The following is a 19,892-nucleotide window of genomic DNA, read 5'->3' on the forward strand; positions in this document are numbered from 1 at the left end:
TCAGTAGTGCACTTTCTTTTCCACGAAACGGAACTGGATGACCGTGAGCGCCGTCACGATGGCCATCAGCACCACGGACTGCGCCGCCGACCCGTTGATGTCCAGCGCCTTGAAGCCGTCGTAATACACCTTGTAGACCAGGATCGCGGTCTCCTTGCCCGGCCCGCCGTGCGTCGCGGCGTCCACGATGGCGAAGGTCTCGAAGAACGCATAGATGATGTTGATCACCAGCAGGAAGAAGGTGGTGGGCGACAGCAGCGGGAACACGATGGTCCAGAAGCGCTTCCAGGGGCTGGCGCCGTCGATGGTGGCCGCCTCGATGAGCGACTGCGGGATCGACTGCAGGCCCGCCAGGAAGAAAAGGAAGTTGTAGGAGAGGTGCTTCCAGATCGCCGCGACGACGATCAGCGCCATGGCGTGGTTGGCGTTGAGCAGGTGGTTCCACTCGAACCCCATCTCGATCAGCGCGTAGCGCACCACGCCGTAGGGAGAGGCGAACATCATCAGCCACAGCACGCCGGCCACCACCGGCGCCACGGCGTAGGGCCAGATCAGCAGCGTCTTGTAGATGCCCGAGCCGCGGATCACGCGGTTGGCCATCACGGCCAGCAGCAGCGAGATGGCCAGGCCGCCCACGGCGACGAGCACGGAGAAGATGGCGGTGGTCTTGAACGAGTCGAGGTAACTCGGGTCGTTGAAGAGCCGCTTGAAGTTCTCCATGCCGACGAATTCGCTCGTCGCGCCGAAGGCGTCCTGCTGCAGCACGCTCTGGTAGAGCGCCTGGCCCGCGGGCCAGAAGAAGAACACGAGGATGACGGCCATCTGCGGCGCGATGAGCACCCAGGGCAGCCAGGCGGACTTGAACAGGACTCTTTTTTCAGTCACGGACGATAACAAGGCCCCTGACGGGGCCTTGTCCTTCAGTGGATTTGCTTCGCCATACTACGACTTGTTCGCCTTTTCGAAGCGCTCGAGCTGCTCGTTGCCGCGCTTGACGGCGGCGTCGAGCGCTTCCTTCGGCTGCTTCGCGCCGCGCCACACGCCTTCGAGCTCCTCGTCGATGATCGTGCGGATCTGCGTGAAGTTGCCCAGGCGCACGCCGCGCGACTTGTCGGTCGTCTTGCGGATCATCTGGTTCACCGACACGTCGTAACCGGGGTTCTGCTTGTAGAAGCCGGACTTCTCGGTCAGGTCGAACGAAGCCTTGGTGACCGGCAGGTAGCCGGTGCGCTGGTGGCTCTTGGCCGCCACTTCGGGCTGCGACAGGAACTGGAAGAACTGCGCGACGCCCTTGTACTCCTCGGGCTTCTTGCCCGACATCACCCACAGGCTCGCGCCGCCGATCACGGTGTTCTGCGGTGCGCCCGGCACGTCCGGGTAGTAGGGCAGGGTGCCGATGCCGTAGGCGAACTTGGAATTGCGCTTCACGCTGCCGGCCAGCGCCGACGAGCCGGTGATCATGGCGCACTCGCCCGACACGAACGTGGCGTCCGCGCCGTTGTCGCGGCCCTTGTAGACGAACAGGCCGTTCTTGGCCATGTTGGCCAGGTTCTCGATGTGGCGCACGTGCAGCGGGCTGTTGAACGCCAGGCGCGTGTCCAGGCCGCCGAAGCCGTTGTTCTTGGTCGCGTAAAGCACGTTGTGCCAGGCCGAGAAGCTCTCCAGCTGCGTCCAGCTGATCCAGCTGGTGGTGAACGGGCACTTGTGGCCGCTGGTCTTCAGCTTGGCGGCTGCCAGCGCGACTTCAGGCCACGTCTTGGGCGGGTTCTCGGGGTCGAGGCCGGCGGCCTTGAACGCGTCCTTGTTGTAGTGGAAGACGGGCGTGGAGCTGTTGAACGGGAAGCTCAGCATCTGCCCGTTGGGGGCCGTGTAGTAGCCGGCGACGGCCGGCACGTACACGCTGGGGTCGAACTTCAGGCCGGCGTCGTTCATGACCTTGGCCACCGGCACGATCGCGCCCTTGGACGCCATCATGGTGGCCGTGCCCACTTCGAACACCTGCACGATGTGCGGGGCGTTGCCGGCGCGGAAGGCGGCGATCGAGGCCGTCATGTTCTCGGTGTAGCTGCCCTTGAACGTGGGCACCACCTTGTAGTCCTTCTGGCTGGCATTGAACTCCTTGGCGAGGTCGTTGACCCACTCGCCGAGGGCACCGCCCATGGAATGCCACCATTGGATCTCGGTCTGCGCGTGGGCGGACACGCTGAACGCGGCCGCCGCAACGAGCGCGGAAAGCTTCAATTTCATCGGAAACTCCTGGATGACGGGTCGCAAAGGGCGCGACTCTACCGTTGTTTTGTGACGGACGATTAGACCGGCGCGTACCGCGTGCGACAAGCCGGGGTTCCCCTGAGGGATTGCTGCGCTGCGGTAACATGCCTTTTCCCCCGATGAACGCTCCCACCGAACTCCAACAACTCGTCGCCGCCGCGGGCGGCGAAGCGCCGCGCCTGCGCGAGATCCCGTACAACTACACGTCGTTCTCCGACCGCGAGATCGTCATCCGCCTGCTGGGGTCCCGGGCCTGGGAGCTCCTGAACAAGCTGCGCGAGGAAAGGCGCACGGGCCGCTCGGCCCGCATGCTGTACGAAGTGCTGGGCGATATCTGGGTCGTGCAGCGCAACCCCTACCTGCAGGACGACCTGCTGGACAACCCGCGCCGCCGTGGCCAGCTCGTCGATGCGATGCGCCACCGTTTGGCCGAGATCGAGAAACGCCGCACGGACTCCGACCCGCAGCGCGACGCTTTCGTGGGCGAGCTGCTCACGGCCGCGCAGGCGGCGGTGAAAGCCTTCGATGCGAGCTTCACCGAGGCCGCCGAGCTGCGCCGCCGCACGGCGCGCCAGCTGCGCCGCTATACGGCAAAGGACAACATCAAGTTCGACGGCCTCTCGCGCGTGTCGCACGTGACCGACGCCACCGACTGGCGCGTCGAATACCCGTTCGTGGTGCTAACGCCTGACACCGAGGCCGAGATGGCCGGGCTGGTCAAGGGCTGCATCGAGCTGGGGCTCACGATCATCCCGCGCGGGGGCGGTACCGGCTACACAGGCGGCGCCGTGCCGCTGTCGTGGAAGAGCGCGGTCATCAATACCGAGAAGCTCGAGGCCATGACCGAGGTCGAGCTGGTGCAGATCCCCGGCCATGAGCAACCCGTGCCGACGGTGTGGACCGAGGCGGGCGTCGTGACGCAGCGCGTGTCCGACGCGGCCGAGCGCGCGGGCTATGTGTTTGCCGTGGACCCTACGTCGGCCGAGGCCTCGTGCATCGGCGGCAACATCGCCATGAACGCGGGCGGCAAGAAGGCCGTGCTGTGGGGCACGGCGCTGGACAACCTCGTGTCGTGGCGCATGGTGACGCCCGAGGCGACGTGGCTGGAGGTCGTGCGCCTCGACCACAACATGGGCAAGATCCACGACGCCGAAGTGGCGACGTTCGAGTGCCGCTATTTCCAGGCGGACGGCAAGACGCCGATCCGCACCGAGCGCCTCGAAGTGCCCGGCGCGAGTTTCCGCAAGGTGGGCCTCGGCAAGGACGTCACGGACAAGTTCCTCTCGGGCGTGCCCGGCATCCAGAAGGAAGGCTGCGACGGGCTGATCACCAGCGCGCGCTGGGTCGTGCACCGCATGCCGAAGCACACGCGAACCGTGTGCCTCGAATTCTTCGGCAATGCCAAGGACGCGGTGCCCAGCATCGTGGAGATCAAGGACTTCATGTTCGCCGAGCAGGGCCGCACCGGCACCGTGCTGGCAGGCCTCGAACACCTGGACGACCGCTACCTGCGCGCCGTGGGTTATGCAACGAAGTCCAAGCGCGGCGTGCTGCCGAAGATGGTGCTGATCGGCGACATCGCCGGTGACGACGCCGACGCGGTGGCGCGGGCGACCTCCGAGGTCGTGCGCATGGCCAACTCGCGCAGCGGCGAGGGATTCATCGCCACCAGCCCCGAGGCGCGCAAGAAGTTCTGGCTCGACCGCAAGCGCACCGCGGCCATCTCGCGCCACACCAACGCTTTCAAGATCAACGAGGACGTGGTGATCCCGCTGCCGCGCATGGCGGAGTACACCGACGGCATCGAGCGCATCAACATCGAGCTCAGCTTGCGCAACAAGCTCAAGCTGGCCGACGAGCTGCTGGCCTTCTTCGAGCGCGGCAACCTGCCGCTGGGCAAGCTGGACGACGCGGGCGAGATCCCGTCCGCGGAGCTGCTCGAAGACCGTGTCGCGCAGGCGCAGGACGTCATCCGCGAAGTGCGGGCCCTCTGGCAGTCTTGGCTGGACAACGTCGACGGCCTGTTCCCGCAGCTGCAGGATCACACCCTGCGTGCAAGCTGGAAGACGCAGATCCGCGCGCCGCTCGCGCAGATCTTCTCGGGCAACGCCTTCGTGCCGCTGTTGGCGGCCGTCAACGACATCCACAAGCGCGTGCTCAAGGGCCGCGTCTGGGTGGCGCTGCACATGCACGCCGGCGACGGCAACGTGCACACCAACATCCCCGTCAACAGCGACGACTACGAGATGCTGCAGACCGCGCACGAAGCCGTGAAGCGCATCATGGTGCTGGCGCGCGCGCTCAACGGCGTGATCTCCGGCGAGCACGGCATCGGCATCACCAAGCTGGAGTTCCTCACCGACGAGGAACTGCAGCCCTTTGCCGACTACAAGAAGCAGGTCGACCCCGAGGGCCGCTTCAACAAGGGCAAGCTGCTGCGCCACGCGGAGGCCGACGCGGCGATGCCGGTCTACGCCGACCTCACCAACGCCTACACGCCCTCGTTCGGCCTCATGGGCCACGAGTCGCTCATCATGCAGCAGAGCGACATCGGCGCCATCGCCGACAGCGTGAAGGACTGCCTGCGCTGCGGCAAGTGCAAGCCGGTGTGCGCCACGCACGTGCCGCGCGCCAACCTGCTGTACAGCCCCCGCAACAAGATCCTCGCCACCTCGCTGCTGGTGGAAGCCTTCCTGTACGAGGAGCAGACGCGCCGCGGCGTGTCGATCAAGCACTGGGAGGAGTTCGAGGACGTCGCCGACCACTGCACGGTGTGCCACAAGTGCGCCAACCCGTGCCCGGTGAAGATCGACTTCGGCGACGTGTCGATGAACATGCGCAACCTGCTGCGCAAGATGGGGCAGAAGAGTTTCCGGCCGGGCAACGCCGCGGCGATGTTCATGCTCAACGCCACCAACCCGGAGACGATCAAGCTCGCGCGCACGCTGATGGTCGATGTCGGCTTCAAGGCCCAGCGCCTGGCCAACGACGTGCTGCGCGGCCTCGCGCGCAAGCAGGTGACGCAGCCGCCCTCCACGCACGAGCGCGCGCCGGTGAAGGAGCAGGTGGTCCACTTCGTCAACAAGAAGCTGCCCGGCGGCCTGCCCAAGAAGACGGCGCGGGCGCTGCTGGACATCGAGGACAAGGACTACGTCCCGATCATCCGCAACCCGAAGGCCACCACGTCGGAGACCGAGGCGGTGTTCTACTTCCCAGGCTGCGGCTCGGAGCGCCTGTTCTCGCAGGTGGGGCTGGCGACGCAGGCGATGCTGTGGCACGCGGGTGTGCAGACGGTGCTGCCGCCGGGCTACCTGTGCTGCGGCTACCCGCAGCGCGGCTCGGGCCAGTTCGACAAGGCGGAGAAGATGATCACGGACAACCGGGTCCTTTTCCACCGCGTCGCCAACACGCTCAACTACCTCGACATCAAGACGGTGGTGGTGTCGTGCGGCACGTGCTACGACCAGCTCTCGGGCTACGAATTCGACAAGATCTTCCCGGGCTGCCGTATCGTGGACATCCACGAATACCTGCTTGAAAAAGGCATCAAACTGGACGGCGGCGGCGCCTACCTGTTCCACGACCCCTGCCACAGCCCCATGAAGCTGCAGGAGCCGATGAAAACCGTCAAGGCGCTGGTGGGCGACAACGTCCGCAAGTCCGAGCGCTGCTGCGGCGAGTCGGGCACGCTGGGCGTCACCCGGCCGGACATCTCCACGCAGGTGCGCTTCCGCAAGGAAGAAGAGCTGCGCAAGGACGAAGCGGCGCTGCGCGCCTCGGGCACGGTCGGCGCGAAGGACAACCTGAAGATCCTCACCAGCTGCCCCAGTTGCCTGCAAGGCCTGTCGCGTTACAGCCACGACCTGCAGAACGGGCTGCTCGAGGCCGACTACATCGTCATCGAGATGGCCAACCGCATCCTGGGCGAGAACTGGATGCCCGAATACGTCCACGCGGCCAACAACGGGGGCATCGAGCGCGTCCTCGTCTGAACACCGGGGCGCAATATTGCACGGATGGGGCAAATTCGGTGCCGGCGGGCGGCCGCCAGCGATGGGCGTCTTAGGCGCCCGGCGGGCGAGCGTGTATAAACCGGTGAAACATCCCTGGATCGCCAGGAAATAACGGTTTCCGGAGGTTGCCCATGCGTGCCCCACTGACCCGAACCCCCCGGTTCGCCGCCCTGCTGGTGGGCCTCGGCCTGTTCACGGCCGCGGCGCACGCCCAGGTGGTCGGCGAAGTGGAATTCTCCCGCGGCGTCGGCTTTGCCCAGACGGGCGGCCAGACGCCCCGCACCCTCGGCAAGGGCCTGGCCCTGTCCGAAGGCGACCGCCTGACCACCTCCGAAGGCGCCTCGGCCATCATCAAGCTGCAGGACGGCACCCGCATGACGGTGCGGCCCAACTCCGAGATGGTCATCTCGCAGTACCAGTTCAAGGAGAACGCACCCGACAACAGCATGCTGATGCAGCTGGTTCGCGGGGGCTTCCGCGCCGTGACGGGCGCCATTTCCAAGAACGCGCCGAATGCGGCCCGCGTGCAGACCAACACCGCCACCATCGGCATCCGCGGCACCGACTTCGATGCGCGCCTGTGCACGCGCGACTGCGGCCGCGAGTCCGCCGCCGTGAGCGAGGCCGCCCGGCCCAACGCGGTGCTGGCAAGCGCGAAGGTGATCCAGTCCGGCGGCGACGTCAACGCGGTCGACGCGCAGAACCAGCGCCGCCGCCTCGTGGACGGCGGCAGCGTCTACCCCGGCGACGTGATCGAAACCGGCCCCGGCGCGCGTGCCGTGCTCGCTTTCCGCGACGACAGCCGCATGACGCTGGGCGCCAACACCCGCTTTCGCATCGACAACTTCGTCTACGACGAGCAGAACGCCGGCGAAGGCCGCATGCTCGCCTCCATCCTGCGCGGCTCGGTGCGCGCCCTCACGGGCCTGATCGCCAAGGCCAACCAGCGCAACGTGGGCTTCTCCACCGCCACGGCCACCATCGGCGTGCGCGGCACCGGCTTCGACGTTTCGTGCACGGGCGTGTGTGCGGGCGAGCCGCCGACGGCGGGGCAGACGGGCTCGGGGCTCACGCTGTTCACGTGGCTGGGCTCCATCGCCGTCACGCCGCAGGGCCAGACCGCGCTGCAGGTCTTGCAGGCCGGCCAGGGCATCTTCATCAGCCCCCAGGGCATCCGCCCCGTGACGACGCAGCCGCCCGCCGAAGGCACGCGCCCGGACCAGGTCAACGTGCCGCCGAAGCTGTTCGCCAAGGCCAGCACGGGCGCCGACACGCAGGAGGGCCTCTTCGTGTTCGTGCGCGACGGCCACATCGAAGTGCAGACGCAGAACACGGGCGAAGTGCTGCACCTGGGCAAGGGTGAGGCGGGCTTCGCCAACCCGCAGGGCGAAACCCAGCGGCCGGCCACGATCCCGAAGTTCATCACGAACGACCAGACGCCGCAGCCGACCACGAAGAACCCGCTGCTGCAGTCCGTCCTGGCCGATGCCGGCATCAAGCCGAGCAACCAGTGCAAGTGATTCGCGCTTGAATTCAGCCCGCCGCCCGTGACAAAACGTTCCGGCGGGTGAGAGAATTTACGCTCCTTCCGGTAGAAGAGGGGCGGATAACAAGATGACCCAAGAAACTGCAGTCGCGCGGCGCGCGCGGGCGCCGGGTGGGGCGCGCATGCTGGCGGCATGGGCCGCGCTGGCCACGGTCGGCGCCGCCCACGCACAGGCCACCGCACCAGCGCCGCAGCCTGCTGCGCAGGCCCCGGCACCGGCCATGGCGGCACCCGCCCCACAGCCGAAGTTCTCCATTCGCGGCTTCACGGTTACCGGCGACAACCCGCTGGGCGACGGCGAGACCGCGCGCATCCTGGCGCCCTTCCTGCGTACCGACGCGACCATGGAAACCCTGCAGGAAGCCACGGCCGCGCTGGAAAAGGCACTGCGCGAGCGCGGTTTCGGCCTGCACCGCGTGGCTTTGCCGCCACAGGAAGTCGGCGAGACCGTCACCCTGAACATCGTCACCTTCACGATCAGCCGGGTGGCCATCGACCGCGGCGAAGGCGCCACGCCGATCTACGACGACGAGAACATCCGACGCACGCTCCCCGAGCTGCAGGTCGGCAAGACGCCCAATTTCAAGAAGCTGGCGGTGCAGACGGCGATCGCCAACGAGAACCCCAACAAGCAGGTGCAGCTGGGCATCCGCGAGGCGGACGAGCCGGACAAGATCGACTCCACCATCAGCGTGAAGGAGCTCAAGCCGTGGTCCTTCGGTGCGAGCCTGTCCAATGCGGGCTCCAAGTCGTCCGGGCGGGACCGCCTGACGCTCACCGGCGGCCACAGCAACCTGTGGAACCGCGACCACCAGTTCGTGGCCGCGTACACGACGTCGCTGCAGCGCACGTCCGACGTCAAGCAGCTCGGCCTGTCGTACAAGGCGCCGCTCTACGAGCTGGGCGGCGTGGTGGGCGCGAGCTACACGCGCTCGGACGTGGTGGGTAACTTCGGCACCTTCACCAGCACGGGCGCCGGCCAGACCAGCGGGATCAACTACACCCACTACCTGCACCCCGAGGGCGGCCGCCGCAGCTACGTGACGGTCGGGCTGGACGACAAGCTGTTCAACGCCTCCAAGGTGAACGACCAGGTGGTGCCCGGCACGCTCGACCGCCGCAGCCGCCCCGTGAGCGTCGGCTACACGGCGCGCACCGAGGGCGACACGTCAAGCTGGGGCTACAACGTCGACCTGGCGTTCAACACCGGCAGCGGCGAGCACAACGACCTCGCGTCGTACCGCACCGAGGACACGCGCGTGACTACCACGCACTGGAAGGCGCTGCGCGGCGGCGTCAACTACAGCGCGCCGGTGTTCGGCGAGTGGCTGTGGAGCGCGCGCGGCCAGTTCCAGTACAGCCCGGACGCGCTGATCGCGGGCGAGCAGTTCGGCCTGGGCGGCCTGGGCTCCGTGCGCGGCACCACGACCGACCGGCCGGTCTCGGGCGATTCGGGCGTGTCCGTCACGTTCGAGCTGACGACGCCGGAGGTCGCCACCGGCCTGCGCTTCCTCGGCTTCATCGACGCGGGCTGGATCAGCAACAACGACGTGGTGGTGTCCACCGACCCCACTGTCGCGACGAGCCTGAGCAAGCCGTCCTCGGACCACCTCGTCAGCGTGGGCCTGGGGCTGCGCTACTTCTACGGCACGGCGTTCTCGGTATCGGCGGACTACGGGCGCCTGCTCAATAGCAGCCGCATCCCGCTGTCGGCCAACTCGTCCTCGCCGCAGCGCGGGGACCACCGCTTCTACATCTCGGTCTCGTACCGCTTCTAGTGCGAACCCTGCCATGCCCTAGACTCGGTGCATGGCAGGCCTCACGCAAGAAACCCCGTCTCCGCAGTCGCTCACCGTGCACGGCGCGTCGCGCGTGCTGGAGATCGGCTTTTCCGACGGCCAGGTGTTCCGCATCCCCTTCGAGCTGATGCGCGTGTACTCGCCCTCGGCCGAGGTGCAGGGCCATGGCCCGGGGCAGGAGGTGCTGCAGACGGGCAAGCGCGACGTCGATGTCGTGCAGCTCGAGCCCATCGGCAACTACGCGGTCAAGCCCGTGTTCTCCGACGGCCACGACAGCGGCATCTTCTCCTGGGACTACCTCTACTTCCTCGGCTCGCGCCAGGACGAGCTGTGGGCCGACTACGAGAAGCGGCTCGCCGCGGCGGGCGTCGACCGTGACGCACCGATGGTCGCCAAGGCGGGCCACGCCTGCGGCCACTGAAAGAAAATCGATCCATGAGCAACACGCATTTCGGCTACGAAACCATCGACGAAGGCGAGAAGGCCAGGCGCGTCCGGGGCGTGTTCGACTCCGTCGCACCGCGCTACGACCTGATGAACGACCTCATGTCCATGGGCATGCACCGGGCGTGGAAGGCGTACACCGTGCTCGTGGCCAACCTCAAGCCGGGCCAGCGCGTGCTGGACATTGCCGGCGGCACCGGCGACCTGGCGCGCGCGTTCGCGAAGAAGGTCGGCCCCACCGGTTCGGTCGTGCATACCGACATCAACGAGGCCATGCTGCGCACCGGCCGCGACAAGCTGCTCGACGCTGGCGTCGCGCTGCCCACGCTCGTCTGCGACGCCGAGAAGTTGCCCTTCGCGGACGCGAGCTTCGACCTGACAAGCGTGGGCTTCGGCCTGCGCAACATGACCCACAAGGACGCCGCGCTCGCCGAGATGAACCGCGTGCTCAAGCCGGGGGGCCGCCTGCTCGTGCTGGAGTTCTCCAAGGTCGCGCGGCCGCTGGAGAAGGCGTACGACTGGTATTCCTTCAACGTGCTGCCGCGCCTGGGCCGCTTCGTCGCCGGCGACGAGGCGAGCTACCGCTACCTGGCCGAATCCATCCGCATGCACCCCGGCCAGGAGGAGCTGAAAGCCCTGATGAAGAAAAGTGGTTTCGGCCACGTGGACTATCACAATTTGACTGGCGGTGTGGTGGCCTTGCATGTTGGAATCAAGTGCTAGGAGATAGCAATATGAAAATCGGGTCCGTCTTCCTCGCCCTCGCCCTCGTCCTGTCCGCCGTCACCGATGCCGAAGCGGCGCGCCGCCTGGGCGGCGGCGGCTCCGTCGGCAAGCAGTCGTCCAACGTCACCAAGCGCGAGCAGTCGCAGTCGCCCGCCGCCACGCCGCAGCAGCAGGCCGCGCCTTCGCAGCAGGCACGGCCCAACCAGCCGCCGCCGCAGCAGCAACCGACACCCTCGCGCTGGGGCGGCATCCTTGGCGGCGTGGCCGCCGGCCTGGGCCTCGCCTGGCTGGCCCACTCGCTGGGCTTCGGCGCCGGCTTCGCCAACTTCCTGATGTTCGCGCTGATCGCCGTCGTGCTGTTCGCGGTCGTCGCGGCCGTCATGCGCCGTCGCACGCAGCAGCCTGCGTACGCGGGCGCTGCACCGGCCGACGTGGCCGCGGCGCCCAAGCAGTACAACCCGGACAAGATCGGCAACGACGCCTCGGCGCGCCCGTGGGAGCGCAGCAGCATGGCTTTCGAGCCGGCCAAGGTCGCGCCGCCCACCGGCGGCGGCACGGGCATCCGCATTGGTTCGGCGCTGGAGAACGCGGCGGGCTCGTGGGACATCCCGGCCGGCTTCGACACCGAAAGCTTCATCGCGGCCGCCAAGCGCAACTTCATCACCCTGCAGGAGGCGTGGGACCGGGGCGACCTGGGCACGCTGCGCTCGATGATGACGGACGAGATGCTCGCCGAAATCCGCAAGCAGCTCGCCGAGCGCGGCAGCCAGCCGAACCACACCGAGGTGGTGATGCTCGAGGCCAAGCTGCTGGGCATCGAGGACCTGGGCGACGACTACATGGCCAGCGTGGAGTTCTCCGGGATGATCCGCGAGGACGCGTCCGCGGGCCCCAGCCCCTTCCGCGAGGTCTGGAACATGACCAAGCCGAAGGACGGCAGCATGGGCTGGCTGGTGGCGGGGCTGCAGGCGCTGCAATAAGCGCAGTTTCAGCGCGACCGAGCGCCGCCGGGCCGCCCCAAGGCGCGAGAGCCCCCTCGGGGGGCAGCGGACCTCGCGCAGCGGGGGAGCGTGGGGGCTCCATTACTATCGGGGGATGGCGACCACACCATCCCCCGATTCCTTTTTCAGCGGCCTGGTTGACAAGCTCCAGCCGCCGCCCTGGGTCGTGCAGGAGGTGCAGCGCCGCCTGGTGCTCACGCTCAACCACGTGCTGCAGCAGGAGCCCGAAGCCATGGCGCGCCTGAAGCGCCAGGCGGGCCGCACGGTGGAAGCGCAGTGGCGCGTGTTCACGGTGCGGCTGCAGGCCACGCCCGCGGGGCTGCTCGACCTGGCGCCGCCGGAAGCCGTGCCCGACCTCACGCTCACCGTCACGGAAGATTCGCCCTTCGCGCTCGCCCAGGCCGCGCTGCGCGGCGACAAGCCGCCGGTGCGCATCTCCGGCGACGTGCAGCTGGCGGCCGAGGTGCAGTGGCTGGTCGACCACGTGCGCTGGGACATGGAGGAAGACCTCTCCCGCATCGTCGGCGACGCGCCCGCGCATGCGGTCGGCAATGCGCTGCGGTCCATGGCGGACGCGCTGCGCAAGTTCGCCGGCGAACGAAAACAATGACCCATTTCTTCCGCGCGGCGGTCATCCTCTGGATCGTCCTGCGCTACGGGCTCGACGAGCTGGTGCTGTCGGGCTTCAAGCGCGGGTGGGTGCGCTCGCTGCGCCGCGTGGTCACCATCGGCCGCTCGCTCGACGAGCCGCGCGGCCGCCGGCTGCGGCAGGCGCTGGAGCACCTCGGGCCGATCTTCGTCAAGTTCGGCCAGGTGCTCTCGACGCGGCGCGACCTGCTGCCAGCGGACATCGCCGAAGAGCTGGCGCTGCTGCAGGACCGCGTGCCGCCGTTTCCGAGCGAGGTGGCGGTGGCCACCATCGAGCGCGCCTTCCGCAGGCCGCTCGCGGAGATCTTCGCGAACTTCGAGCACGTGCCCGTGGCCAGCGCCTCGATCGCGCAGGTGCACTTCGCCACGCTGCGCCTGAAGACCGGCGAGCTCAAGGACGTCGCCGTCAAGGTGCTGCGCCCCGGCATGCTCGACGTGATCGAGAAGGACCTGAGCCTCATGTCGATGATGGCCGGCTGGGTGGAGAACCTCTCCGAGGACGGCCGCCGCCTGAAGACGCGCGAGGTGGTGGGCGAGTTCGACAAGTACCTGCACGACGAGCTGGACCTCGTGCGCGAGGCCGCCAACGCCGCGCAGCTGCGCCGCAACATGGCGGGCCTGAACCTGGTGCTGATCCCGGAGATGTACTGGGACTTCTGCCACCCCGAGGTGATCGTGATGGAGCGCATGATCGGCGTGCCCATCAGCCAGACGGAGCGGCTGCGCTCGGCGGGCGTCGACGTCCGCCAGCTCGCGCGCGACGGCGTCACGATCTTCTTCACGCAGGTGTTCCGCGATGGTTTCTTCCACGCGGACATGCACCCGGGCAACATCCAGATCAGCCTGGAGCCGGGCACGTTCGGGCGCTACATCTCGCTGGACTTCGGGATCATCGGCACGCTCACCGAGAACGACAAGGAATACCTCGCGCAGAACTTCGCGGCCTTCTTCCGGCGCGACTACAAGCGCGTGGCGGAACTGCACATCGAGTCCGGCTGGGTGCCGCCGGAGACGCGCGTGGACGAGCTGGAGGGCGCGATCCGCACCGTGTGCGAGCCGTACTTCGACCGCCCGCTCAAGGAGATCTCGCTGGGCATGGTGCTCATGCGCCTGTTCCAGACCTCGCGCCGCTTCCACGTGGAAATCCAGCCGCAACTCGTGCTGCTGCAGAAAACGCTGCTGAACATCGAGGGCCTGGGCCGCGACCTCGACCCGGACCTGGACCTGTGGTCCACCGCCAAGCCCTTCCTCGAGCGCTGGATGGTGGACCAGGTCGGCCCGCGCAAGCTGGTCGACGAGCTGAAGGCGCAGGCGCCGCGCTACGCCAAGGTGCTGCCGGAACTGCCGCACCTGCTGCACCGCTACCTGCACGAGCGCACGCAGGAGAAGCACCGGGACGACCTGCGCGACGTGGTGCAGGAACTGCAGCGCACCAACCGGCTGCTGCAGGCCATCATCTACGGCGGGGTGGGCTTCGTCGTCGGCCTGGTGGTGCTGCAACTGCTGGTGCGCTACCGCCTCTTCTGAGCGGCATAATCCCGCGCAGCCGAGGAGGGCAGCCGAGCGATGAACACCACCCTGATCACCTTCGTGGTCCTGTACCTGCTGGGGACCCTGGCGCTGGGCGTCTGGGCCGGCACCCGCATCAAAAACACCGCCGACTTCGCCATCGCGGGCCGCAACCTGCCGCTGATCATGGTGGTGACCACCACCTTCGCCACGTGGTTCGGCGCCGAGACTGTGATGGGCATCCCGGCCAAGTTCATCCAGGGCGGCCTGAACGCCATCGTCGAAGACCCGTTCGGTGCCGGCACCTGCCTGATCCTCGTGGGCGCGTTCTTCGCGGCGAAGCTGTACAAGCAGAACCTGCTGACCATCGGCGACTTCTACCGCCAGCGCTACGGCAAGGGCGTGGAGGTGTTCTGCTCCGTCGCCATCATCCTGAGCTACCTGGGCTGGGTCGCGGCGCAGATCACGGCGCTGGGCGTGGTGTTCTCGGTGCTCACCGACGGCGCGATGTCCGAGACCACCGGCATGGTCGTGGGCACGCTCGCGGTGCTGGTCTACGTCGTCATCGGTGGCTTCCTCGCGGTCGCGTGGACCGACTTCATCCAGATGATCGTGCTGGTGATCGGCCTGTCGGTCATCGCGATCTTCTCGGCGGACCTCGCGGGCGGCGCCGGCAACGTGATCGGCAAGGTCCAGTCGAAGGAGCTGTTCAATTTCCTGCCGCCGCCCACCTTCACCGACATCGCGATGTTCATCGGCGCGGGCCTGACGATGATGCTGGGCAGCATCCCGCAGCAGGACGTGTTCCAGCGCGTGATGTCGGCCCGCTCGGCCGAGACGGCGCGCAACGGCGCGATGATCGGCGGCGCCAGCTACATCCTCTTCGCGTTCGTGCCGATGTTCGTGGTGGCCTGCGCCGTCGTCGTCATGGGCGACAGCGCGCTCGAGATGGCCAAGAACGACTACCAGCGCCTGCTGCCCACCTTCGTGCTCACGAAGATGCCGCTCATCATGCAGATCCTGTTCTTCGGCGCGCTGCTCTCGGCCATCAAGAGCACGTCTTCGGCCACGCTGCTGGCGCCTTCGACGAGCTTCGTCGAGAACATCCTGAAGAACCTGCGGCCGCGCATGACGGACAAGGAGCAGCTCAAGGCGATGCGCATCACCATCGTGGTGTTCACCGCCCTCGTGCTGGCGTACGCCATCGCGATGAAGGGCACGCCGATCTACGATCTCGTCTCGGCCGCGTACCAAGTGACGCTGGTCGGCGCCTTCGTGCCGCTGGTGATGGGCCTGTACTGGAAGCGCGCGACGACGCAGGGCGCGATCGTCTCGCTGGCGCTGGGCATCGTCACCTGGCTGCTGTTCTTCCCGCAGGTCAACGAGGCGTGGAGCAAGGCCTTCCCGGGCCAGCTGGCCGGGCTGATCGCGGCCATGATCGGCATGGTCGCGGGCTCGCTCGCCCCGCAGGTGCTGCGCAACCGCCACGAGGCCACGCACCACATCCAGCCGGCGGCCTGAGCGCGCCGCCGGGTTTGCCGGGGTTGAGATCGGGACCCCCGCCTATAATTGAGGGCTTTGCCCACTACTACTCCTCGCGAGCCATGCCCATCTACGCCTACAAATGCGGGTCCTGTGGCCATGCCAAGGATGTACTGCAAAAGCTTTCGGATGCCCCGTTGACGGACTGCCCGGCCTGCGGCGCCTCCTCGTTCTCCAAGCAGATCACGGCCGCCGGCTTCCAGCTCAAGGGCTCCGGCTGGTATGCGACCGACTTCCGTGGCGGCGCCTCCACCACTGCCGCGGACAAGGCCGGGGATACCAAGCCCGCCGATTCCAAGCCGGCCGAGTCGTCCACGGCGACGACGACGACCAAGTCCGACGCGCCCAGCGCGTCGGCCGGCGGCTGCGGCTCCAGCTGCGCCTGCCACTAGGCCCGCCATGGCAGCACTGCGCAAATGGCTGGTCGCCGGCCTCCTGGTCGTCGTCCCGGTCGCCATCACGGTCGCGGTGCTGAACTGGATCGTCTCCACGCTCGACCAGACGCTGCTGATCCTGCCGCACTCGTGGCACCCGGACCAGCTGCTGGGCTACCACATCCCCGGCTTCGGCGTGCTGCTCACGCTGGCCATCCTCCTGGTGATGGGCGCCGCGGCGAGCAACTTCATCGGCAAGAAGCTGGTGGGCATCGGCGACGCCATCGTCCACCGCATCCCGGTCGTGCGCTCGATCTATTCGAGCGTCAAGCAGGTCTCCGACACGCTGTTCTCGGAGAGCGGCAATGCTTTCCGCACGGCGGTGCTGATCGAGTGGCCGCGCCCCGGTGTGTGGACCATCGCGTTCGTCACCGGCGCGCCCGGCGGCGACGTCATCAACCACCTGTCCGGTGAGGGCGAGTGGCTGAGCGTCTATGTCCCCACCACGCCCAACCCCACGGGCGGGTATTTCGTGATGCTGCGCCGAAGCGACTGCATCGAGTTGAAGATGAGCGTGGACGAAGCGCTCAAGTACGTTGTTTCGATGGGCGTCGTCGCCCCCAAGGTATCCCCGTGACCCAGTTGATGCGTTCCACATATTGCGGCCTCGTGACCGAGGCCCTGCTTGGCCAGACCGTGACCCTGTGCGGCTGGGTCAACCGCCGCCGCGACCACGGCGGCGTGATCTTCGTGGACCTGCGCGACCGCGAAGGCTACGTGCAGGTGGTGTGCGACCCCGACCGCCCCGAGATGTTCAAGGCGGCCGAAGGCCTGCGCAACGAGTTCTGCATCCAGGTCAAGGGCCTGGTGCGCGCGCGCCCCGAGGGCACGGCCAACGAGAACCTCAAGAGCGGCAAGGTCGAGGTGCTGTGCCATGAGCTCACGGTGCTCAACCCCTCGGTCACGCCGCCGTTCCAGCTGGACGACGAGAACCTCTCGGAGACCACGCGCCTGATGCACCGCGTGCTGGACCTGCGCCGGCCGTACATGCAGAACAACCTGATGCTGCGCTACCGCGTGAGCATGGAGGTGCGCAAGTTCCTCGACGCCAACGGCTTCATCGACATCGAGACGCCGATGCTCACCAAGAGCACGCCGGAGGGCGCGCGCGACTACCTCGTGCCCTCGCGCGTGCACGACGGCATGTTCTTCGCGCTGCCGCAGTCGCCGCAGCTGTTCAAGCAGCTGCTGATGGTGTCCGGCTTCGACCGCTACTACCAGATCACCAAGTGCTTCCGCGACGAGGACCTGCGCGCCGACCGCCAGCCCGAGTTCACGCAGATCGACGTGGAGACCTCCTTCATGACGGAGGAGGAGATCCGCACGATGTTCGAAGGCATGATCCGCAGCACCTTCCAGAACGTGCTGGGCGTCGACATCGGCGCCTTCCCGGTGATGAAGCACGCGGACGCCATGCGCCTGTACGGCAGCGACAAGCCCGACCTGCGCGTGAAGCTGGAGTTCACCGAGCTCACCGACGTGATGAAGGACGTGGACTTCAAGGTGTTCTCCGGCCCGGCCAACCAGGCCGACGGCCGCGTCGTCGCGCTGCGCGTGCCCGGCGGCAGCGAGATCAGCCGCAGCGAGATCGACCAGTACACCGAGTTCGTCAAGATCTACGGCGCCAAGGGCCTCGCGTGGATCAAGGTCAATGAAGTGGCGAAGGGCCGCGACGGCCTGCAGTCGCCCATCGTGAAGAACCTGCACGACCGGGCGATCTCCGAAATCCTCTCGCGCACCGGTGCGAAGGACGGCGACATCCTCTTCTTCGGCGCGGACCGCGAGAAGGTGGTCAACGACGCCATCGGCGCGTTGCGCGTGAAGGTGGGCCACAGCGAGTTCGGCAAGAAGAACGGCCTCATCGACGGCGAGTGGCGGCCGCTGTGGGTGATCGACTTCCCGATGTTCGAGTACGACGACGACGCACAGCGCTGGAACGCCGTGCACCACCCATTCACCTCGCCCAAGGACGGCCACGAGGACCTGCTCGAGACCGACCCCGGCAAGGCGGTGGCGAAGGCCTACGACGCGGTCCTGAACGGCATCGAGCTCGGTGGCGGGTCCGTCCGTATCCACCGCGAAGAGGTGCAGAGCAAGGTGTTCCGCGCGCTCAAGATCGGCCCCGAGGAGGCGCAGGCCAAGTTCGGCTTCCTGCTCGACGCGCTGCAGTACGGCGCGCCCCCGCACGGCGGCATCGCCATCGGCCTGGACCGCTTCGTCATGCTGATGACGGGCGCCGAGAGCCTGCGCGACGTGATTGCGTTCCCCAAGACGCAACGCGCGCAGGACCTGCTCACGCAGGCGCCGGGGCCGGTGGACGAGAAGCAGCTGCGGGAGCTGCATATCAAGCTGCGGAACGTCCAGGCGGCTTGACCGCTGAGTACGAAACGTCGGGGGTTGCAAATAAGCCCCGACGTTTCGTATCATCCGCCGGGTGGCACCCACAGCGGCCCAGGCACTTCGAGCCATTCAGCGCATAGGACTGGCACGCCCCAAGGAACTGGAGGCGCGCGGAATCACGCGCGCTCAGCTTGGCAGGCTTGTGGATCAGGGCTTTGTCGTTCGTCGGGCGAGAGGGGTCTATTCGGCCGCGGACCACGAGCCCACGCCGGTCCACACGCTTGCGCAGGTTGCCAAGCGCCTGCCGGATGCAACCTTCTGCCTGATCACGGCACTGCGATTTCACGAACTCACCACGCAGACTGCGCCTGATGTGTGGATCGCCCTGTCGGAAAAGGCGCGCCTGCCGCAATTCGATTACCCACGGCTGCGGGTTGCCCGGTTCTCCGGGCCGGCCCTGACTGAGGGGGTCGAGGTGCACAAAGTGGAGGGTGTGCCGATCCGCGTGTACTCGGCTGCGAAAACCGTGGCTGACTGCTTCAAGTACCGCAACAAGATCGGGATCGATGTCGCGGTCGAAGCACTGCGTGACTTCAGCAGGAAGTACCGCGGCGAAGCGAACGAGTTGGCCAGGTACGCGCGCATCTGCCGGGTTTCACGTGTGATGCAGCCTTACCTGGACTCGATCGCATGAGCGCCAAACTCAACCTGGCTGCCTCGGTCGCGGCACGCCTGCTGAATCGGGCCAGGCAGGAAGGCTCCGACTACCAGGCGTTGTTGACAGCCTATTGCCTCGAGCGATTCCTCTTCCGGGTCGGCGCTTCGGAAAAGCGCAACCACTTTGTCCTGAAGGGAGCGATGCTCCTGCGCCTGTGGTCCGACCAGCCGTATCGTGCAACGCGGGACCTCGACTTGCTTCGCCGCGGTCCGGGCGAGCAGGAGGCCGTCCGCCAGGACATCCTCGCGATCCTGGAAACTCCCGTTGGGGAAGATGCGGTCGTGTTCCACGGCTCGGCGATCCAATGCGAGTCGATCCGGGCTGAGGATGAATATGCCGGCATCCGTGTGACTCTTCCCGCGGCTGTCGGCAATGCGCGCATCCCGCTTCAGATCGACATTGGTGTTGGCGACGCGGTGTGGCCCGATCCGGAAGACTGCAGCTATCCCACGCTTCTGGACTTTCCATCGCCCGACGTTCTCGTGTACCCGCGCGAAGCGGTGATCGCGGAAAAGCTGGAAGCGATCGTCGTCCTGGGTGAACGCAACAGCCGCATCAAGGATTTCTTCGACTTGCACTACCTTGCCACGCATTTCGAATTCGACCGTGCGGTTCTGGGAGAAGCAGTGCGTCGGACCTTCTCAAGGCGGAACACAGCCATCCCCGCCGAAACTCCCATAGGGCTGACTGCCGCGTATTGGCAAAATCCATCGCGACAACCACAGGTCCGTGCGTTCGCGCGTCGCGCGGGAGTGGACGCCCCCGAGAGGCCGCAGGAACACTTCGTCCAATTACTCCATGACTTCCTGGAGCCGGTCCTCCGCGATGCCCAGCGCCAGAAAACAAGTAAAGGAACTTGGGCGACGCAAGGGCGGTGGAAGTGATCGACATACGTCCACGA

General features: G+C 67.0%; 16 protein-coding genes. 14 read left to right on the top strand and 2 right to left on the bottom strand.

The features are described from left to right. The gene (gene ugpA, locus H8R02_RS12900) at nucleotides 1-885 is read right to left on the bottom strand and encodes a sn-glycerol-3-phosphate ABC transporter permease UgpA (protein ID WP_187081834.1); all 885 of its coding nucleotides are present in this window, start codon (nucleotides 883-885) and stop codon (nucleotides 1-3) included. Nucleotides 886-942: 57 nt separating this feature from the next. Beyond that, entirely contained in the window at nucleotides 943-2,247 is a 1,305-nt protein-coding gene (gene ugpB, locus H8R02_RS12905) for a sn-glycerol-3-phosphate ABC transporter substrate-binding protein UgpB (RefSeq protein ID WP_187081835.1), read from the bottom strand. 143 nt (nucleotides 2,248-2,390) lie between these two features. Here ugpB and H8R02_RS12910 point away from each other — a divergent pair, with 143 nt between their 5' ends. From H8R02_RS12910 to H8R02_RS12975, 14 genes are all read left to right on the top strand, one after another. Continuing rightward, nucleotides 2,391-6,263 (top strand): DUF3683 domain-containing protein, encoded by a 3,873-nt coding sequence (locus H8R02_RS12910; RefSeq protein WP_187081836.1) that lies wholly within the window; start codon nucleotides 2,391-2,393, stop codon nucleotides 6,261-6,263. A 152-nt stretch (nucleotides 6,264-6,415) separates the two neighbouring features. Then, nucleotides 6,416-7,804 carry a FecR family protein gene (locus tag H8R02_RS12915; protein WP_187081837.1) on the top strand — a complete coding sequence of 463 codons (1,389 nt, stop codon included), beginning with the start codon at nucleotides 6,416-6,418 and terminating at the stop codon, nucleotides 7,802-7,804. A 94-nt stretch (nucleotides 7,805-7,898) separates the two neighbouring features. Further along, nucleotides 7,899-9,608 (top strand): ShlB/FhaC/HecB family hemolysin secretion/activation protein, encoded by a 1,710-nt coding sequence (locus tag H8R02_RS12920; RefSeq protein ID WP_187081838.1) that lies wholly within the window; start codon nucleotides 7,899-7,901, stop codon nucleotides 9,606-9,608. A gap of 31 nt (nucleotides 9,609-9,639) precedes the next feature. Next, on the top strand, nucleotides 9,640-10,050 hold the full coding sequence (locus tag H8R02_RS12925) for a gamma-butyrobetaine hydroxylase family protein (protein WP_187081839.1): 411 nt from the start codon (nucleotides 9,640-9,642) through the stop codon (nucleotides 10,048-10,050). A gap of 14 nt (nucleotides 10,051-10,064) precedes the next feature. After that, nucleotides 10,065-10,796, top strand: a complete 732-nt coding sequence (ubiE, locus tag H8R02_RS12930) for a bifunctional demethylmenaquinone methyltransferase/2-methoxy-6-polyprenyl-1,4-benzoquinol methylase UbiE (RefSeq protein ID WP_187081840.1) — start codon at nucleotides 10,065-10,067, stop codon at nucleotides 10,794-10,796. An 11-nt stretch (nucleotides 10,797-10,807) separates the two neighbouring features. Continuing rightward, nucleotides 10,808-11,779: a Tim44 domain-containing protein gene (locus H8R02_RS12935; RefSeq protein ID WP_187081841.1), complete on the top strand. Its 972-nt coding sequence runs from the start codon at nucleotides 10,808-10,810 to the stop codon at nucleotides 11,777-11,779. A 115-nt stretch (nucleotides 11,780-11,894) separates the two neighbouring features. After that, complete coding sequence (locus H8R02_RS12940) at nucleotides 11,895-12,410, top strand: ubiquinone biosynthesis accessory factor UbiJ (protein WP_187081842.1); 516 nt, start codon at nucleotides 11,895-11,897, stop codon at nucleotides 12,408-12,410. After that, complete coding sequence (gene ubiB / locus H8R02_RS12945) at nucleotides 12,407-13,975, top strand: ubiquinone biosynthesis regulatory protein kinase UbiB (RefSeq protein WP_187081843.1); 1,569 nt, start codon at nucleotides 12,407-12,409, stop codon at nucleotides 13,973-13,975. Before H8R02_RS12940 ends, ubiB begins: the two co-directional genes overlap by 4 nt. 39 nt (nucleotides 13,976-14,014) lie before the next feature. Then, complete coding sequence (locus H8R02_RS12950) at nucleotides 14,015-15,478, top strand: high affinity choline transporter 1 (RefSeq protein WP_187081844.1); 1,464 nt, start codon at nucleotides 14,015-14,017, stop codon at nucleotides 15,476-15,478. Between the two features lie 83 nt (nucleotides 15,479-15,561). Continuing rightward, complete coding sequence (locus H8R02_RS12955; RefSeq protein ID WP_187081845.1) at nucleotides 15,562-15,891, top strand: FmdB family zinc ribbon protein; 330 nt, start codon at nucleotides 15,562-15,564, stop codon at nucleotides 15,889-15,891. Between the two features lie 7 nt (nucleotides 15,892-15,898). Beyond that, on the top strand, nucleotides 15,899-16,510 hold the full coding sequence (locus H8R02_RS12960) for a DUF502 domain-containing protein (protein WP_187081846.1): 612 nt from the start codon (nucleotides 15,899-15,901) through the stop codon (nucleotides 16,508-16,510). A gap of 8 nt (nucleotides 16,511-16,518) precedes the next feature. After that, complete coding sequence (gene aspS / locus H8R02_RS12965; RefSeq protein ID WP_187082054.1) at nucleotides 16,519-18,306, top strand: aspartate--tRNA ligase; 1,788 nt, start codon at nucleotides 16,519-16,521, stop codon at nucleotides 18,304-18,306. 61 nt (nucleotides 18,307-18,367) lie between these two features. Then, nucleotides 18,368-18,967 (top strand): type IV toxin-antitoxin system AbiEi family antitoxin domain-containing protein, encoded by a 600-nt coding sequence (locus H8R02_RS12970; RefSeq protein WP_187081847.1) that lies wholly within the window; start codon nucleotides 18,368-18,370, stop codon nucleotides 18,965-18,967. Next, complete coding sequence (locus H8R02_RS12975; protein WP_187081848.1) at nucleotides 18,964-19,875, top strand: nucleotidyl transferase AbiEii/AbiGii toxin family protein; 912 nt, start codon at nucleotides 18,964-18,966, stop codon at nucleotides 19,873-19,875. The genes H8R02_RS12970 and H8R02_RS12975 overlap by 4 nt, the downstream gene beginning before the upstream one ends. Nucleotides 19,876-19,892 lie beyond the last annotated feature (17 nt).

The organism is Ramlibacter albus, from assembly GCF_014297445.1.
GTDB classification, from domain to species: Bacteria; Pseudomonadota; Gammaproteobacteria; order Burkholderiales; family Burkholderiaceae_C; genus Ramlibacter; species Ramlibacter albus.